The organism is Azospirillum sp. HJ39, assembly GCF_041507355.1.
Lineage (GTDB): Bacteria > Pseudomonadota > Alphaproteobacteria > Azospirillales > Azospirillaceae > Azospirillum > Azospirillum thiophilum.
Map to the genome: position 1 here is coordinate 551823 of NZ_CP167913.1, position 15243 is coordinate 567065.

Sequence of the window (15243 nt, forward strand, 5' to 3'; positions counted from 1 at the left end):
ACGGTGGATGGAAGCCCGTGCGCATCATGGAAGGGTGGGGGCTGGCCTGGGCGATGGTGCTCAGGCGGCCTCCCCGACAGGTAGCCCCGCATGTTTCGCGAACGCGACAAATGCAAGGGCTGCCGCCTGGGTAGGCGGTAGCCGATGGCCCGGCGGCCGGATCCCCGATCCAGCCGCAGGCCACTCGCAGCCAACCCTGTCAACAAATTTGCCTCGTCTCCGCAAACAGCTTCACGCCGGGCGGCTTTCTTCGCGCGGCGCGCGGCGGCAGATGCCCTGCTGCTCTCCGCTCCAGCGGACGCATCTTGGGCCGAGCGCTTTGTCGAACGCTACGAGATCCACCGGGAGCTCAATGCGGCCGAGCGGGCAGGGCGCCGGGGCAGGACAGGCCGGGGCGACCGGCTCATCCCGCAGGAGGACCCGGCCGCGGCCGAGGAGCGGCGGCAATTCGTCGAGCGCGCCCGAGACACCACTGCTCGCGTCGATGCTCGCTTCCGGATCGGCTTTCGCTGGTTTGGCGGCTATGTCAGCGGTAATCCCGGCCGGGGCGGCCGGGGCTACTGGCGGTCGGCCTTCAGGTATGACGGCCTGGTCAGCACCGAGCATCCAATCCTGCGGCTGTTCGTCACCAAATTGCACCGGGCCCGGCGCCTGCTGACGGGCAACGACAAGGGCGCGGTGACGGCGGGCGGGCCGAAGGTGTTGGCGTTGGACGATGCTTATGTGCATGCCAACGCGGACATGCGTGGGGTGATCCGGGTCGAACTCGATCGCGACTTCGCATCCTGGGACCAACTGCGCCAAGCCGTCCTGGCCTGCGGCGTGCCGATGCCGAACATCGCGGTCGCCCATGTTCACGAGGTCACCGGTGCCGTCCAGGCGCCGCACCTTATCTGGCTCCTGGAGCACAGCGTCTGCTTCACCGGCCGCGGGAGGGCAGCGCCGCAGTTGGCCTTCCGGTCGGCCTTGCAGCGGTTGACCGTGGCGCTGGCGGCCGCCGGTGCCGACCAGGGTGGACGGTCCAACGCCCTGAAGATGAAGAATCCGCTGTCACCAAGATGGAGCCGGACGGTTTGGGCCGAGGAACCCTATCAGTCGCTGGCCGCCGTCTGCGCCGGGCTGCCGGAGGCCAGAGACGTGACTGTCGCCGAGGTGGCCGGGAAGGATAATGCGGCGGAGGTGGAGGGATCGAACAGCTTGTTCCGGCGGCTTCGGGCCTTCGCCTTCGACAACGTCGGCCGCCACCATCCCGACGGTGAAGGGGCGGGGAGCCGTGGAGAGTTCGAGCAGGAAGTCGTGACCCATGGCTACGAGATCGCGGACGCATGCTGTGCCTCGGAACGGCAAGCCAGGGCGACAGCCATGAAGGTGGCCACGTACGCCTGGGGACATTTCGATGGAGGACGGTGGAAGATGAAGCAGAATTGGGGCGTCTGCGCGGCGCAGACCAAGGGGCTGACAGAGGCCGAGGCAAAGGCGGTCGGTGGCCGATACGCGGCCGCGCGGCGGCGCGAGGCGTCGGTGGAGAAACTGGTGGCAGCGTACCGTCGCCTGGCGGCGGTCGGCAGGGAGCCTTCGCGTGCGGCCGTGGCCGGGGAGGCGGGCTTGTGCGTGCGGACGGCCGAACGCCGGTGGGACGAGGTCATGCGGGCGGTCCCTCTGGCCAACGCGGAGCCTGCTGTCGAGGGCATGACAATCGCTCCTTTAGATAAAAAGGTCATCCCTGCGGACGGCCAGGAAAATGCCGCAGGCGAGCGGCCGGGAGCAGCCGACGACGCTGAGCAGATGGCGATCGCGCCGATCCAGCTGGTGATCGGAACGTGCGAACCGGATCTCCCGCTCCCAGCGGGCGACGGTCGGGGTGCCGGAGCCAAACATGTGGACGGCAAGGGACGGCTCCAGCAGGGCCGTCATCAGGACGCATGGTTCACCGAGGATGGAAATGGCACAGGAACGCGAGCCCGGCTTGGACACGTCGGCGACGGCAGCGCCTCCGAGCCTGTCACAGCATCTCCGGAGGGCCGTGGCGGCGGTCGGCCCGGGATCGTTGTCCGGAGCGTGCGGCGAAGGACGATGACGTCTCGTGTGTCGCCGACCGTCGTCGTCAGGACGACCGGGCGGCCATAGCGCCAGCGCCCGGACGGCCGACAGGTCATGCGGCTGGACCTGCTGGCAGCAGCCTCACCGGCATCGGCCGCGCTCAACGGCGCTCCCAACCGGCCTGAGTCCCACTTGTTTGGTGAACCAGTGAGTCGATGACGCCGCCGACCTCCGCCCGGGATTGCCCTCTTGGCGGTTGAAGCAGGCTCCAGGTGCCCTGTCGCAATTTTCTCTGACAGAGAATATTGATTTTCTTCTGACAGAGATATATGGTGAGTTCAGGCGTCAACGAGAGGGCAAGACCATGGCAGAGATCACCGAGCAGCAGTCCCGTCGACGTGGACGCCCGAGGCTCGACCCGGCGAAGCGCAGCCAGTCCAAAACGGCCACCTTCTACCTGACGTCGGAGATGGAAGCCGCCCTGGAGAGCCGGGTCGCGATGTACCCCCAGGGCCGCAGCGGCGCTCTCCGCCATGTCCTGAGCCAGGCGACGGCCCTGCTCGACATGGCCTTGCCGCGCCTGTCGCTCAATGAGTGGGAGTTCGTGCTGTTCCACCTTCAAGGACTGCTCCCTGTGAGCCTCACCGAGGTTTATGAGGATTCGTCGGCCACCAAGCGGGCCACAGACCTGTCCTCCCAGGATCAGGAGTTCTCGCCGACTGTCGCGAGGCAGGCCCTGGTCGACGCCTTGCTCGAGGAGGGTGCCGCCAGCGGGCTGAATGACGTCGCCCGAACCGTGGAGCGGGTGAGAAAGCTCAACGACGCATCGATGATCGCGGTGGGTGACCTGGCCCTGCGGTACTGGGTCGCCAGCAACCGCTGGTCGGCAGCCAGCTTCCTCGGGCAGGAGGCAGGCGATGAGCCGATGGCCAGGGACATCGTTCCGCCCGCGGCCATCAGCAAGCGCGGCGCGTGAGGTCCAGGAATGCCTAAGGCCGGGACGGCGAGCCCGGCCATCCTGGCAGGCGAGGTTGGAGTTGTTCGTCCGAGCTCTTGCCGGATGCTCCATTCAAGCAGTGACACCAGCCTTGGATGCGGCGACTTCCCCGGTGACGTCGAGCATCAGCTTGTGCACGCGACCTTCCAGGGGATGATGTTCGGGCAGGCCGACATGGGCCGCCAGCGCTGCCAGCGCCCCGGCCCACTCGTCGGCGTTCGCCGGGCAGGTCCGGCTTGGTCCGGAGCGGTCGCCGGTGAAGTACAGGAAGAGCAGCCGGGCAGGGTGCCCGTACTCCATCAGGAAGTGCAGCACGGCGATGCGGTTGCAGAACTGGTAATGCCCGTTGAGCCAATCGCGCTCCGGCGCCACTCCCAGCGCTTCCTTGGTCCGGTTCAGGGTCCGCTCGATGAGTGGGCGACCGCCCTGCGGGCTCGCCTTGCAGGAACTGCGCATCTCCTCGATGTTGGCTTTTGCCTCTACCAGCAGCCATTCACGGCGGCCTTCCACCGTCACCCGGCCAACGGCATCCCAGTTGGGTGGGTTGCCCCGCCGAGGCCAGACCCTCGCCCAAGCCGGACGGGCCGGGTCATCGTCGGGCAGGAAGTCCACGCCCTTCCATTCGCCATCCAACCAGGTCCGGCTCCCGTCGAAGGGCGCGTCGAGCCACTCGATCTCGCTGCCTCCCGTGACATCCAGGACGGAAGCGTTCAGCAGGCTGCGGTGACGGCCCATGAAGCGCAGAAGGTGGCATTCGCTGCCGTAGCCGTTTCCGATCTCCGCCATGCCGACCATTACCTCGATGATGCTGGTCTGTGAGCGAGCATGATATTCCGGGCTCGCGGGAAATCGAGGGCGATCTGTCGTCCCACCTGCCGACCCGCGTACTGCCGGTCTCCACCATGCCAGCAAGCGACTTCGACTACATGATCGACCGTGAGTACAGGCTGGACGCGGACCTCCTTGCTCCCGGGCGCCGTGCCCAGGACGAAGCCCGGGGGCGCATCAGAGCCATGCTGGGGATGGAGTCCCATGTCGCCGACCATGTCGAGGTAGGCCCCGAAACTCCTTGTCTCTCCTGTCGGCTCTTCCCGAATTCGTCCGTGCAGTAGCCGTTCATCGACAGGTTCGGCTCGGCGGTCATGATGGCCTCGACCGCTGAGCGCGCCTCGGCGAACTTGCACCGCACCACGGGCTCCTCAAGGGCGTCGTACCTAGCGGTCGGGAAGCCGTGTTCCTTCAGGTATTCCGAGAACGCCCGGTTATCGGGCGACCGCGTCAGCGGACCGGCCGCCAACTCGGCACGCAAGGCGGCGGCTGCCCCAACCGAGGCCGCGCGCCATGGCCTCGACACGGTGGGACGACTTGACGTCCGGCAGGATCTGGAAGAGTTCGCGCTTGATGGACTCGACATCGTCGAGCGAGATCAGCGTCTTCATGAAGGTTCCCCGGTTCGGAAGTGGATGCCGCAGATCGCCGATTACCAGCGGCCCATCGGACGCTGGACCGTGAAGGCCAAACCCAGTGCATGTGGAGTCTGGCTTGGCGACAAGTCATGGGTGCCACGGATCATGCAAAGACATTATGCACCCAGTGTTGGTATGTCAGCACTCGGTTCTATCATTCGTACAACAATGAATTTTCGCTAATCATTTTTCTTGTCTATGTATTATTATTTATCTTCTATAGCGTGCGTCGGTATTCCACACCCTCATGGGTGGGCTAGCAAGGAATCCGAATCTACAATCCCCGGAGGACGCTTTGGCCGCCACCATCACTTTCTTCCCAGTCGATTGCGGTGACATGACGCTCATCCAACTGGAGAGCGGCCGGACGATCCTTATCGACATCAACATTCGCGCAGTGACGGACGGCGTTCGTGATGTCGCCAAGGATCTGCGCGACCGTTTGGACACCGACGCGAAGGGATATCCCTACGTCGACGTCATGCTGCTCAGCCACCCTGATCAGGACCACTGCCGTGGGCTGGTGGAGCATTTCCATCTCGGCCCACTCGCCGACTACAAGAAACCCCAAGACGGCCAGGCGAAGAAGATCGTCATCCGTGAGATGTGGTCGTCACCGATGGTCTTCCGACGCGCGTCGAAGAACCACACCCTGTGCGAAGACGCCAAAGCCTGGAACAAGGAGGCCAAGCGTCGCGTCCAGCTGGTCCGCGACGGCAAGGAAATCGGCGATGGCTGTCGCATCCTGATCATGGGCGAGGACGAGGACGGGAAGACCGACGACCTGACCTCAATCCTGGTCAAGCCAGGTGAGACAATCCCGACGGTGAACGGCAGCACCGATAGCACCGTCAGCGCCCTAGTGCTTGCCCCGATGCCGAAGTCTGAAGACGCGGAGGAGGAGGACAAGAAGGTCAAGAACCATTCGAGCGTGATCACGCGGTTCTCCATTGCACACGAGGAGACGAAGGACGCCTGCCTCTTCCTGACGGGCGGCGACGCGGAGGTCGCGATCTGGGAACGGCTGTGGCGAGACAACAAGAAAGCGGTTGGAAACCTCCAGTACGACCTACTCCAGACGCCCCATCATTGCTCCTGGCATTCCTTGTCCTGGGACAGCTGGAGCAAGAAGGGCAAGGACGCGGAGGTTTCCAAGGACGCCCGCAAAGCTCTCGGACAGACGCGCAGCGGTGCCTACATCGTCGCCAGCAGCAAGGAGATCAGCGACGACAACAGCGATCCGCCGTGCATTCGCGCTAAGACCGAGTACGAGTCCATCCTTAAGGGTGTCGGAGGGAAGTTCGTCAATACCGCCGACCATAAGGACAAGAACGGCCCTGTACCGATGGAGTTCGGCGTGACCGCGAACGGCCCCGCACTCCGGGCCGTCTCCAAGAAGTCGGCCATCCCAGCGTCGGAAGGCGCGTTATCCATTGGCTCCCAGCCGCTGTTCCACGGGCGAGAATGACGGCGTCTGTAACCCAGGTGACCGGTGGCGATCCAGTGCCGCCGCCGGTTGCCGATGCGCTCGCTGCGGCGCTCGGACACCGGTCCGTCGTTGAGGCTCGGTTGACCCTCCGGGGTTCCTCGTACGTCATCGAGGCGGACTTCGACGCCGAGCTTCCGTCGCGCTTCATGGGTGCGGGTGCAAGCCCGTCCGGGGTTCGCCCCGTCGAAACTGCATTCTTCGATCTCCCTCCCGGATTCCCGCACGCCGCCCCGGTCGTGACGTTGCGCCCGGATTTCAACAGCGCCCTCCCTCACGTTAACCCGCACATCCCCGGAGCCCCCGTGCCGCCGTGCGTCGTGTACGGCAGCTTGGCCGAGGTGTTCCACAGCCGCGGGTTCGTCGCCATCCTCGACCAAACGGCCGACTGGATACGGAAGGCCGGGCGGGACGAACTCATCAACCCGGCCCAGGGTTGGGAACCGATCCGGCGGGAGTCCGCCGAAGATTCGCTGGCCTTCGACATCCCGCACATCGCAGGGCTTGTCCGCGCCAAGGGCGGGTTCGAGCGGCTCCCGACTGGCTTCATTCGGTACATCGGCTCAGAAGTCCAGTACGACATGGCGTGGGGATCCGTCGGGCGCACGACAATCACCCCGACCAGGAAGAATTTCACCCGGATCTTCGACGCTCGCTCGGACGATGTCTTCCTGTCGGGGACGACCTTGTCCGTGGTCTGCTGGGCGGACAAGATGCCATCCGGCGAGCCGCGCGTGTGCAACGTCTACATGCCGGATTCGGTGACCACCGTCGGCGACCTGCTCGCCCGGGCGGACTCGTACGGCTGCGGGGATTACCTGCGGAGCGCCCTCCGCTGGATCGCGGAATGCGCACGGGCGAAAGAGAACACTCGGAGGTTCGACTACCCGCTCTTCGTGATCCTGTGCGTGCGCAGGCCGTATCCCGTGATCGGAACGGGGTCCAACATCGAGATCATCGCCTACCGGTTCAACATCGTCACGCCGGGCTTCTATCCGGACGGCGACGCCACAAAGGTCTTCACCGTCTCGCAGCGTCACGCGATCACAGAGCCTCTCCTGCGCTCCATGTCGGGTTTGCCGACGGATATCCCGCGGCCAAGATACACTATGGTCGGGTGTGGAAGCCTCGGGTCGAAGATCGCCGTCCACCTATCCAGGGCCTCGTTCGTTCCGTCGGCGCTGGTCGACAAGGGCGTGCTCGACCCCCACCATATGGCGCGACACGGCCTGCTGCCGACCGGACCGCATGGGAAGGAGTTCATCGCGCCGTTCAAGGACGTCGCCCTTGCGAAGGAGCTCGCCCCGTTCGGTGCCAAGCCGGACACAGTGTCCGCCGACATCACGACGCTATCGCCTCGCCAGAAGGATTTCGGGACTTTGTTTCCCGACGGCACAAAGTTGGTGATCAACGCCACGGCGTCTTACGTCGTGCGTGATTACTTGGCCGTCGCCCCAGGGATTGTGCCGCGTGTGGCCGAGGCGGCCTTGCTGGACGAGGGACGAGTCGGGTTCTTCTCGCTGGAAGGACCGGACCGGAACCCGAACACGCTCGACCTCATGGCCCTGACCTACGAGGAGATGAGGGGTGATGGCACGCTGAAGGGGGCCATAGGGGCTGCCCATACCGCGCGGACCGTCCCGATCGGACAGGGATGCTCGTCCGTCACCGTGACGATGACGGACGGCAGGCTGTCGATGCACGCGGCGGCTGTGGCGGAGAAGACGCTCGGGTTGCTCGCCGGAGACCTACCGGGGTGCGGCGAACTCCTCATCGGCAGGACCGGCGAGGACGGGATGTCGGTCGGGTGGTCGCGGACGGAGGCAGGGCCCACCCACGTCGTCGCGGTCGCGGACGACCCGACCTGGACGGTCCGGGTGCTCGACCGCGCCCACCGGAAGATCATGGACGACGTCGCGCGCTATCCGCATGTCGAGACCGGCGGACTCATCGTTGGCCGGGTGTCCCCGGTGCGCCGCGTCGTGCATGTCACCGACGTGTTGGAGGCGCCGCCTGACAGCATCAGGTCAGCGGCTCAATTCGTCCTGGGGGTGGAGGGGCGCGACGGGCTCCTGGCCGACTACGAGGCCGGTGCCGCCGGAGCGCTGTGGTGCCTCGGGACATGGCACAGCCACCTCGCCGACCAGGGGCCTTCGCCGACGGACCGGAAGACCGCGCGGTCGCTCGAAGGCCGGGGGCACAGAGCCATGGTGGTGCTGATCAGACGTCCGGGCGGCTACTCCGCGCTCGTCGTCCCCGGAGGCTGAGGAGTCCCGCGAGGCGGAGGCGCCGCGCCACGAAGGAACAACCAAAGGCTGCTGAACGAAATGAAGCCATCCACGCTCTCCCTGTACGAGCAGGTCGGGATCGTCATCCCCGGCACCACCGTCCTGTTCGGACTGTTCTTCGTCTCCCCGGAGCTCAAGGCGATGTTCCTGCGCGACGGCTTCGGCCTCGGGGACTTCGGTCTGTTCGTGACGGTGTCCTATGTCGCCGGTCATTTGGTGGCGGCCGTCGGCAACGCCCTGGAGACGCTCTATTGGAAGCCGTTCGGCGGGATGCCGTCGGTGTGGATCGCCAAGGCCGGGCAGACGGTCATCGCGCCTTCGCAGGCCGAGAAGCTGGAGCGGCTGATCGGCTCCCGTCTCGGTCTTCCCATCCCCACGATCTGCGGGATGGCTCCAGGGGAATGGCATCAGGTCTTCATGCAGATGACAGCGGACGTCCGCGCCTCCAAAGCCGATGGCCGAGCGGAGATATTCAACGCCAACTACGGGTTGAACCGCGGCATCGCAGCTGGGTTGCTGGTGGTGGCGGTCACCAATCTCGTGCTGGCGCCCACGTCTTGGCGGGTCACCCTTGTTGCTCTGGTGCTGTTCGGGCTGGCCCTATCTCGAATGCACCGCTTTGGGGTGCATTACGCCAGGGCTATGTGCCGGGAGTTCCTGCGGCTCCCGGAGGTTCCTACTCCCCAGCCCCAGGGGTCAGCAACAGAATCCGCGAATGGCTAATAAGGCTCCTCAACACGTGTTGACTGGCTGACCGCAACTGCTGTCTGGGGTGATCGCGCCGCATCTGGTCTAGTGCAATGCAGCCCACCGTACACTAGTGGACCTGCGCTGTGCGGTGGGAAAACCCTCAGATGATCACCTGGGCAGCCAACCGGGCGAAGGGAGCGCTGGAGCCGGAGCGCGTGGCCGGGTTCTTCCTGGCGTTGCAGATGCCATGGGACGGGACGGGGGCGGAACCGGATGACGGCGATAGTGAGGAAGCATAAGACAAAAATGAAGCTGGTCCTATCGAAGCTGAAGCTCATCTTGGACGACGCTCCCGAGGGGGGGCATACACGGCCGCGTTGGAACCACAAGGAACTCCAGCCTCGATATGGCCAGGCTGGCGTTCATGAACGGCATCGACTTCATCACGTTCCTGGAAGATGTTGGTCGCGATAGCCTCGGCCGTCGCGTCGTTGCGGGTCTCCATATGGGCCTCGTAGACGCGCCTATACGGCTGTGTGAGCATCACCTCGTAAATGACCAACGATCCGGTCCGCATGTCTGAAACCAGCGCACCTGCCTCCTCTCCGGCGAACACACCCGAGAGGCTGCCAATCTTCCACGAGATCATCATGCCAACGCTCCAGGCGCTCGAAAATCTGGGCGGGTCGGCTAGGGCGGACGAGCTCAACGCGGAGATCGCGAAGCTCATGGACCTGTCGGACGAGGTCCTGAACTACCGCAGGCCAACCTCCTCGACCAACGAGGTCCCATACCGGTCGGCATGGGCTCGGACGTACCTGAGGATGTACGGAGCGATCGAGAGGACTTCCCATGGGGTGTGGGCGCTGACGCCGATCGGCCGCGGGCTCACGCCTGAGCAGGTGAAGCAGATCCCTTCCAAGGTGCGCGCCATGCAGGCGGCGAAGAAGGCCAAGGCTCTGGTCGCGTCGAGCGAGCAGGACGACATCGCAAACCCAGTTGCGGACGTTCCCGCGGCCATTGTTCAGGAAGTCGAGGCTGAGGTTAACGCCGATTGGAAGACGCAGCTTTTGGGTGTTCTGCTCACCATGAGCCCGGCCGCCTTTGAGCGCTTGGCTCAGCGGATCCTTCGGGAATCCGGCTTCGTGAAGGTCGAGGTCAAAGGTAAGTCGGGGGACGGTGGTATTGATGGCATCGGAGTCCTCCGCCTCACCCTGATCAGCTTCCAGGTTCTGTTCCAGTGCAAACGCTATCAGGGCTCTGTCACAGCCGGGGAGATCCGGGATTTCCGAGGCGCCATGGTTGGCCGCACTGATAAAGGGCTGTTCATCACCACGGGCCGGTTCACCAGCGACGCCCGCCGTGAGGCCACCCGGGATGGCGCTCCGCCGGTCGAACTCATCGATGGCGAAGGGCTATGCGATCTGCTCAAGGACCTCAGGATCGGTGTGTCGACCCGGCAGGTTGAGGTGGTCTCAGTTCATCCCGAGGTGTTCGGGGCGGTGTAGAGGTTCTTGTGTTCGGCATCAGCACGCAGCTTCTCGTGTCTAACGCTAACCGGCGTGCTGCCAATCCTTGAACACGAACTCCAGGCTGTAGCCGTCGGGATCGCGAACCTGCGCGGCGTAATAGCGCGGGTCGTAATGAGGCTGGGCTCCCGGCTGATGGATCTCCTTCGCTCCGGCGGCCAGCGCGGCCGCATGAGCCGCATTCACCTCGGCTTCGGAATGGGCGACGAAGCCCATATGGAGGGCGCCGGGCGCAGGCATACCCTGCCGCAGCCAGAAGAAGACCCGGCCGCCCGCGCCGAATCCCTTCAGGTCGGGATGGCCCGGTGGGCCGTCCTTCCCGTCGTAGTCGTGCCGGACCCCGATGCCGAGGTGGGGCAGCACCGCCTCGTAGAAGGCGACGGAGCGGTCCAGGTCGCCGACGGTCAGGAAGATGTGGTCGAGCATGCCGATGCCTCAGATGCAGTAGCCGCCACCGACCTCGATGGTCTGGGCGTTGACCCAGCCCATCGCAGGCGAGGCCAGGGAGGCGATCATGCGACCGACCTCATCCGCTTCGCCGATCCGGCCAAGCGCGGTCTGTCCAGCGAGCAGCGCCTCGAACTCCGGCCCGATGCCGCCGCCGAGTTCCGTTCGGATCGCGCCGGGCGCCACCGCATTGGCGCGCAGCCCGCGCGGCCCGAACTCCTTCGCCATGTAGCGCGTCAGCACCTCGAGGCCGCCCTTGAACGCGGCATAGGGCGCCACTCCCGCCGTAGCCACCCGCGAAGTGGCGGAGCAGATGTTCAGGATCTGCCCACCCGTCCTCATAAGCGGCAACAGCGCCTGCGTCAGGAAGAACGGTCCCTTGAGGTGGACGCCGAACAGCCCGTCGAACTGAGCTTCGTTCACCGTTTCGATCGGGGCGAAGAGCCCGTATCCGGCATTGTTGACCAGAATGTCGAAACCGTCTTGCTCGAAGGTGCCTTCCAGCGCGGCCTCGACGGTCTGCCGGAACGCTCCAAAGGTCTGCGTCCGGGAGACGTCCAGCGGCAGCGCCACCGCCTGCCCGCCAACCGCGGCGATCTCGGCTACGGCCGCCTCGGCGGCCTCCGCGTTCGCATTGTAGGTCAGGATGATCCCGTTACCCTGCTCCGCCATGGCCCGCGCTGTCGCCCGGCCGATTCCCCGGCTCCCGCCGGTGATGATGGTTATCTGCATCCGTCGTCTCCCATGAGCATCTCGATGCCCTTGGAATAGCGGTCGCAGTCGCCGAAGGCTTGGGGCATTCCTCCCCGATTGTTGCCCAATTCTGCCTGCACCAGGTCAGGCAGCCTCGCGTGCCCGAAGCTCGTTCAGCACGCGCGCCGCGTCGCGTGCGGGCGGAGCGCCGAAAAAGCGAGTGTATTCACGGCTGAATTGGGTGGCGCTTTCGTACCCGACCTCGAAGGCGACGGAGGTGGCGTTGCCCGCGCCGGAGACCAGCAGCATCCGTGCCTGGAGCAGGCGGATGCGCTTTTGGAATTGCAGCGGGCTGAGGGCGGTCACCGCCTTGAAGCGGCGATGGAAGGCCGAAACCGACATCGCGGCCCGGTCGGCCAGTTCCTGGATGGAAACGGGTTCACGGTAATGCGCCCGCAGCCACTGGATCGCTTGGTTGACCCGCGCCAGCGTCGTGTCGGGCGTGGCGATGTCGCGCAGCATCCATCCCATCCGGCCGGTCAGGACGCGGTAGAGGATCTCGCGCTCGTAGGCCGGGGCCAGGGCGGGAATGTCCTGCGGGGACTCCATCAGCCGAAGGAGCCGTGTCCAGGCGTCCAGAAGCTCCGGTGTGACCTCGCCCACAGCCATCCCGCTGGACGAACTCGACATCGGAGGCGATGGGAGGTCGGCCAGCAGGGCGGCGATCCTCTGCGGCTCGAGAAGAAGCGAGACGGCACGGTAGGGACTGCCGTCCGCCGCCGGATGCACCGCGCCGACGGCCGGAAGGTCGATGGACATCACGAAGTAGGTTGCCGGGTCGTAGCGGAAGGCCCGATCGCCCACGGTCATGGTCTTCGACCCTTGCAGGATCAGGTTGATCATCGGGTCGTAGACGGCGGCCAGCTGGTGCTCGGGGACCGGCCCCTGAACCATCGCCACCCGCGGGATGCCGGTTTCGGTCTTCCGGTTCTCGGCGCCCCGCGTCAGGCGCAGCAGTTCGTCCATCTCGTATCTCATTGTGCGAGTGTCGGGCTCGCAAGATGCCTTGTCCAACGGAAAGCAGGATCGGGCAAGAAACCGGTAGCAATGGCGGGGCGGGGGCGGCCGGTTGGCCATAGATTGGGCGGGGAACCAAGGAGACCCCGAATGACCCAGTCTAATCCAACGTTGCGCGGCCGTGTGATGATCTACGGCGCATCGGGATACACCGGCCGCATGGTGGCGCGTGCCGCAGTGATGCGCGGGCTACACCCCGTTCTGGCCGGTCGCGACCTTACCCGGCTCGACGCACTTGCCGGGGAACTGGGCCTGGAGACCCGCATTTTTCAGCCTGACGATGATCTGCGGCAGAGCCTGTCGGGGGTTGCCGTCCTTCTGAACTGTGCCGGTCCCTTCATCAGGACGGCTGAGCCCCTTATGCAGGCCGCGATCGCCTGTGGTCTGGACTATCTCGACATCAGCGCCGAGATCGGCACCTACCGGTTGGCGGACAGCCTGGCACCGGCGGCCGCGCAGGCGGGCGTCATGCTGATGCCCGGCGTCGGATGGGACGTGGTGCCGACCGATGCGCTGGTCGCCCGGTTGGCGGCACGTTCGGGCAAGCCGCTCCATATCCGTATCGCGCTGGAGGTGGCGGGTGGCATGTCGCGCGGCTCGGCTTTCAGCGCGGGGGAGATCGCAGCTGAGGGTCTGCTGGAGCGCCGGGACGGAAGGCTGATCAACAAAGCGGACGCGGCTCCGCGCGCCTTCGACTTCGGTGAAGGTGCGGTGTCCTGCCTGCCGCTCTCCTTCGGCGACCTGGTCACGGCCTGGCACCTGACCGGGGCGCCCAACATCAAGATGTACGTACACGTGCCGGACGGCGCCTTTCCCACTGGCGATCTGTCGGCATTGCCCGACGGGCCTTCGGAGGAGGAGCGTCGCGCCCATCCAGCCCGAGCCGTCGTCGAGGTGACGGATGCCGAAGGCCGCGTCCACACCGGCAGGATCGAGACGGTGAACGGATACGATTTCACGCCGCTATCCGCCTCGGCGGCCGCCCTCCGCGTGCTCAATGGCGCACGGGCGCCGGGCTTCGCCACGCCGTCGCAGGTCTTCGGTCCAGGATTTGCCGAATTCATCCCCGGCACCCGCATCATCCTTTGAGGTCAGTCTTTCCGACCCCGCATCGCATTATCTCTCGCAGGCTTGCCTGCTCCGAGATGCCGGTGAACTCCCTGCCCTTGCCCTGGAGGACGAGAGCTTGTTGATCGATCACATCGAGATCCCGGCGGCCGATCCGGAACGGTCGCGCCAGTTCTACGAAACGGCCCTGGCGCCGCTGGGCGTGGCCTGCGTTATCAGCATCCCGGCCGCTCGGTCCGCTGCCGGTACGCCCAGACACGGCCTCGGGCGCGACGGCTACCCGTGCCTGTGGCTCCGTGGGGGTGAGCCGACACCGGGTGGCATTCACATCGCTTTCACCGCAGCCGATCGTGCGGTTGTCGATGCCTTTCATGTGGCTGCGTTGGCTGCGGGCGGACGTGATAACGGCGCACCTGGTATCCGGACCCGCTATCATCCCAGCTATTACGCTGCCTATATCCTCGATCCTGACGGCAATAACATCGAATGCGTCTGCCAAGCTGAATGACGAGGGCGCCGAAGGACCGGGGCATCATCGCGTAGCGACGGGGTCTTCATGCTGAGCTCAATCCGCGCGCATACGCCGTGGGCGATACGCCGACATGGCGGGCGAAGGCCACGCTGAAGGCGCTCGCCGAACCATAGCCCACGCGCTCGGCGATGTCCACGATGCCTCCTTCCCGTCGCCGCAGCAGGTCCTTTGCCAAGGCCATGCGCCAGTCGAGCAGATAGTCCATTGGCGTCATGCCCACGGTCCGTCTGAACCTGTCGAAGAACGCCGACCGGGAGAGCGCCGCTTCCTTCGCCAACTGCGCGACCGTCCAAGGCCAGGTTGGACGCTCGTGGATCCGCCTCAGGGCAACGGCGACACGCTCGTCGCCGAGGCCCCGCAGCAGGCCTGGCGACCCTCCCGCCCCCGTCGAGGAGCGGAGTGCCTCAATGAGCAGAACCTCAAGCAGCCGCGCCAGAACGACGTCCCGAGCAGGCCGGTGCGTACGCGATTCCTCATTCACCAGCTGCACCAGCGCGGTCAGCCTTTTTTCCCCGCGGATGTGGATGAGTTGCGGAAGAAGCGAGACCAGAAGGGCGGCGTCGGTCGAACCGAATGCGCAGTATCCGACGAGGTTGCGGACATCCGGCTGGCGGTCTCCATGACCGAGCAGGAACTCGCCCGGGGCCAATTCGATCGGCACGGTGTCGTCGGCGTCCGGGGCCATCGGCTCCAGGCTCGACATGGAGAACTCGTACGCAGCGGGGATCAGGACGAAGTCGTCCTTCTCCAGGGTGATGGGGTCGCCTCCGTGGACCGTCAGGCGGCATGAGCCGTCCAGGACCATGCAATAGAAGGGACGCCCGGCTTCCGAGCGGCTGACCCGCCACGGACCCGCCGCTTGAACGATCTTCGAGAAGGAGGCCCGTGGCTGTAGCAGGCCGACCACCTGTGCCAGTGGATCGCTCAATT

General features: G+C 65.5%; 16 protein-coding genes. 9 read left to right on the top strand and 7 right to left on the bottom strand.

Annotation, left to right across the window (positions count from 1 at the left end):
* Positions 1 to 144 precede the first annotated feature (144 nt).
* Together ABMY26_RS33945 and ABMY26_RS33950 are read left to right on the top strand one after the other, a co-directional pair.
* A complete protein-coding gene (locus tag ABMY26_RS33945; RefSeq protein ID WP_372399853.1) occupies positions 145 to 2127 on the top strand; it encodes a replication initiation protein in 1983 nt (660 codons plus the stop codon).
* A gap of 277 nt (positions 2128 to 2404) precedes the next feature.
* A complete protein-coding gene (locus ABMY26_RS33950; RefSeq protein WP_372399854.1) occupies positions 2405 to 3016 on the top strand; it encodes a hypothetical protein in 612 nt (203 codons plus the stop codon).
* 93 nt (positions 3017 to 3109) lie between these two features.
* Here ABMY26_RS33950 and ABMY26_RS33955 read toward each other — a convergent pair whose 3' ends face one another.
* Positions 3110 to 3823 carry a hypothetical protein gene (locus ABMY26_RS33955; protein ID WP_372399855.1) on the bottom strand — a complete coding sequence of 238 codons (714 nt, stop codon included), beginning with the start codon at positions 3821 to 3823 and terminating at the stop codon, positions 3110 to 3112.
* A gap of 476 nt (positions 3824 to 4299) precedes the next feature.
* Positions 4300 to 4476, bottom strand: coding sequence for a hypothetical protein (locus ABMY26_RS33960; RefSeq protein ID WP_372399856.1), 177 nt, complete (start codon positions 4474 to 4476; stop codon positions 4300 to 4302).
* 322 nt (positions 4477 to 4798) lie between these two features.
* Between ABMY26_RS33960 and ABMY26_RS33965 the strand changes: the two genes are divergently transcribed.
* From ABMY26_RS33965 to ABMY26_RS33980, 4 genes are all read left to right on the top strand, one after another.
* Positions 4799 to 5971 (top strand): metallohydrolase, encoded by a 1173-nt coding sequence (locus tag ABMY26_RS33965; protein ID WP_372399857.1) that lies wholly within the window; start codon positions 4799 to 4801, stop codon positions 5969 to 5971.
* Positions 5968 to 8256: a Mov34/MPN/PAD-1 family protein gene (locus ABMY26_RS33970; protein ID WP_372399858.1), complete on the top strand. Its 2289-nt coding sequence runs from the start codon at positions 5968 to 5970 to the stop codon at positions 8254 to 8256. The genes ABMY26_RS33965 and ABMY26_RS33970 overlap by 4 nt, the downstream gene beginning before the upstream one ends.
* 60 nt (positions 8257 to 8316) lie before the next feature.
* A complete protein-coding gene (locus ABMY26_RS33975; protein WP_372399859.1) occupies positions 8317 to 9000 on the top strand; it encodes a hypothetical protein in 684 nt (227 codons plus the stop codon).
* Between the two features lie 131 nt (positions 9001 to 9131).
* Entirely contained in the window at positions 9132 to 9266 is a 135-nt protein-coding gene (locus tag ABMY26_RS33980; RefSeq protein ID WP_372399860.1) for a hypothetical protein, read from the top strand.
* A 35-nt stretch (positions 9267 to 9301) separates the two neighbouring features.
* Here ABMY26_RS33980 and ABMY26_RS33985 read toward each other — a convergent pair whose 3' ends face one another.
* Positions 9302 to 9619 (bottom strand): hypothetical protein, encoded by a 318-nt coding sequence (locus tag ABMY26_RS33985; RefSeq protein WP_372399861.1) that lies wholly within the window; start codon positions 9617 to 9619, stop codon positions 9302 to 9304.
* Between ABMY26_RS33985 and ABMY26_RS33990 the strand changes: the two genes are divergently transcribed.
* The gene (locus tag ABMY26_RS33990) at positions 9618 to 10475 is read left to right on the top strand and encodes a restriction endonuclease (protein ID WP_372399862.1); all 858 of its coding nucleotides are present in this window, start codon (positions 9618 to 9620) and stop codon (positions 10473 to 10475) included. The genes ABMY26_RS33985 and ABMY26_RS33990 overlap by 2 nt on opposite strands.
* Before the next feature lie 45 nt (positions 10476 to 10520).
* Here the strand turns inward: ABMY26_RS33990 and ABMY26_RS33995 are convergent, their stop codons facing one another.
* The 3 genes from ABMY26_RS33995 to ABMY26_RS34005 all read right to left on the bottom strand — a co-directional run bounded on the left by ABMY26_RS33995 (position 10521) and on the right by ABMY26_RS34005 (position 12662).
* A complete protein-coding gene (locus tag ABMY26_RS33995; RefSeq protein ID WP_372399863.1) occupies positions 10521 to 10922 on the bottom strand; it encodes a VOC family protein in 402 nt (133 codons plus the stop codon).
* Between the two features lie 9 nt (positions 10923 to 10931).
* Entirely contained in the window at positions 10932 to 11675 is a 744-nt protein-coding gene (locus ABMY26_RS34000) for an SDR family NAD(P)-dependent oxidoreductase (RefSeq protein ID WP_372399864.1), read from the bottom strand.
* 105 nt (positions 11676 to 11780) lie between these two features.
* Positions 11781 to 12662 (bottom strand): AraC family transcriptional regulator N-terminal domain-containing protein, encoded by an 882-nt coding sequence (locus tag ABMY26_RS34005; RefSeq protein WP_372399865.1) that lies wholly within the window; start codon positions 12660 to 12662, stop codon positions 11781 to 11783.
* 141 nt (positions 12663 to 12803) lie between these two features.
* Between ABMY26_RS34005 and ABMY26_RS34010 the strand changes: the two genes are divergently transcribed.
* Positions 12804 to 13802, top strand: a complete 999-nt coding sequence (locus tag ABMY26_RS34010; RefSeq protein WP_372399866.1) for a trans-acting enoyl reductase family protein — start codon at positions 12804 to 12806, stop codon at positions 13800 to 13802.
* A gap of 100 nt (positions 13803 to 13902) precedes the next feature.
* A complete protein-coding gene (locus tag ABMY26_RS34015) occupies positions 13903 to 14289 on the top strand; it encodes a VOC family protein (protein ID WP_372399867.1) in 387 nt (128 codons plus the stop codon).
* Between the two features lie 46 nt (positions 14290 to 14335).
* Here the strand turns inward: ABMY26_RS34015 and ABMY26_RS34020 are convergent, their stop codons facing one another.
* Positions 14336 to 15241, bottom strand: a complete 906-nt coding sequence (locus ABMY26_RS34020; protein WP_372399868.1) for an AraC family transcriptional regulator — start codon at positions 15239 to 15241, stop codon at positions 14336 to 14338.
* Positions 15242 to 15243: the final 2 nt, after the last annotated feature.

Excerpts from the sequence above, each read along its gene's own strand:
- ABMY26_RS33945 (WP_372399853.1), top strand. The coding sequence starts at position 145 with ATGGCCCGGCGGCCGGATCCCCGATCCAGCCGCAGGCCACTCGCAGCC.
- ABMY26_RS33950 (WP_372399854.1), top strand. The coding sequence starts at position 2,405 with ATGGCAGAGATCACCGAGCAGCAGTCCCGTCGACGTGGACGCCCGAGG.
- ABMY26_RS33955 (WP_372399855.1), bottom strand. The coding sequence starts at position 3,823 with ATGGCGGAGATCGGAAACGGCTACGGCAGCGAATGCCACCTTCTGCGC.
- ABMY26_RS33960 (WP_372399856.1), bottom strand. The coding sequence starts at position 4,476 with ATGAAGACGCTGATCTCGCTCGACGATGTCGAGTCCATCAAGCGCGAA.
- ABMY26_RS33970 (WP_372399858.1), top strand. The coding sequence starts at position 5,968 with ATGACGGCGTCTGTAACCCAGGTGACCGGTGGCGATCCAGTGCCGCCG.
- ABMY26_RS33975 (WP_372399859.1), top strand. The coding sequence starts at position 8,317 with ATGAAGCCATCCACGCTCTCCCTGTACGAGCAGGTCGGGATCGTCATC.
- ABMY26_RS33980 (WP_372399860.1), top strand. The coding sequence starts at position 9,132 with ATGATCACCTGGGCAGCCAACCGGGCGAAGGGAGCGCTGGAGCCGGAG.
- ABMY26_RS33990 (WP_372399862.1), top strand. The coding sequence starts at position 9,618 with ATGCCAACGCTCCAGGCGCTCGAAAATCTGGGCGGGTCGGCTAGGGCG.
- ABMY26_RS33985 (WP_372399861.1), bottom strand. The coding sequence starts at position 9,619 with ATGATGATCTCGTGGAAGATTGGCAGCCTCTCGGGTGTGTTCGCCGGA.
- ABMY26_RS33995 (WP_372399863.1), bottom strand. The coding sequence starts at position 10,922 with ATGCTCGACCACATCTTCCTGACCGTCGGCGACCTGGACCGCTCCGTC.
- ABMY26_RS34000 (WP_372399864.1), bottom strand. The coding sequence starts at position 11,675 with ATGCAGATAACCATCATCACCGGCGGGAGCCGGGGAATCGGCCGGGCG.
- ABMY26_RS34005 (WP_372399865.1), bottom strand. The coding sequence starts at position 12,662 with ATGGACGAACTGCTGCGCCTGACGCGGGGCGCCGAGAACCGGAAGACC.
- ABMY26_RS34010 (WP_372399866.1), top strand. The coding sequence starts at position 12,804 with ATGACCCAGTCTAATCCAACGTTGCGCGGCCGTGTGATGATCTACGGC.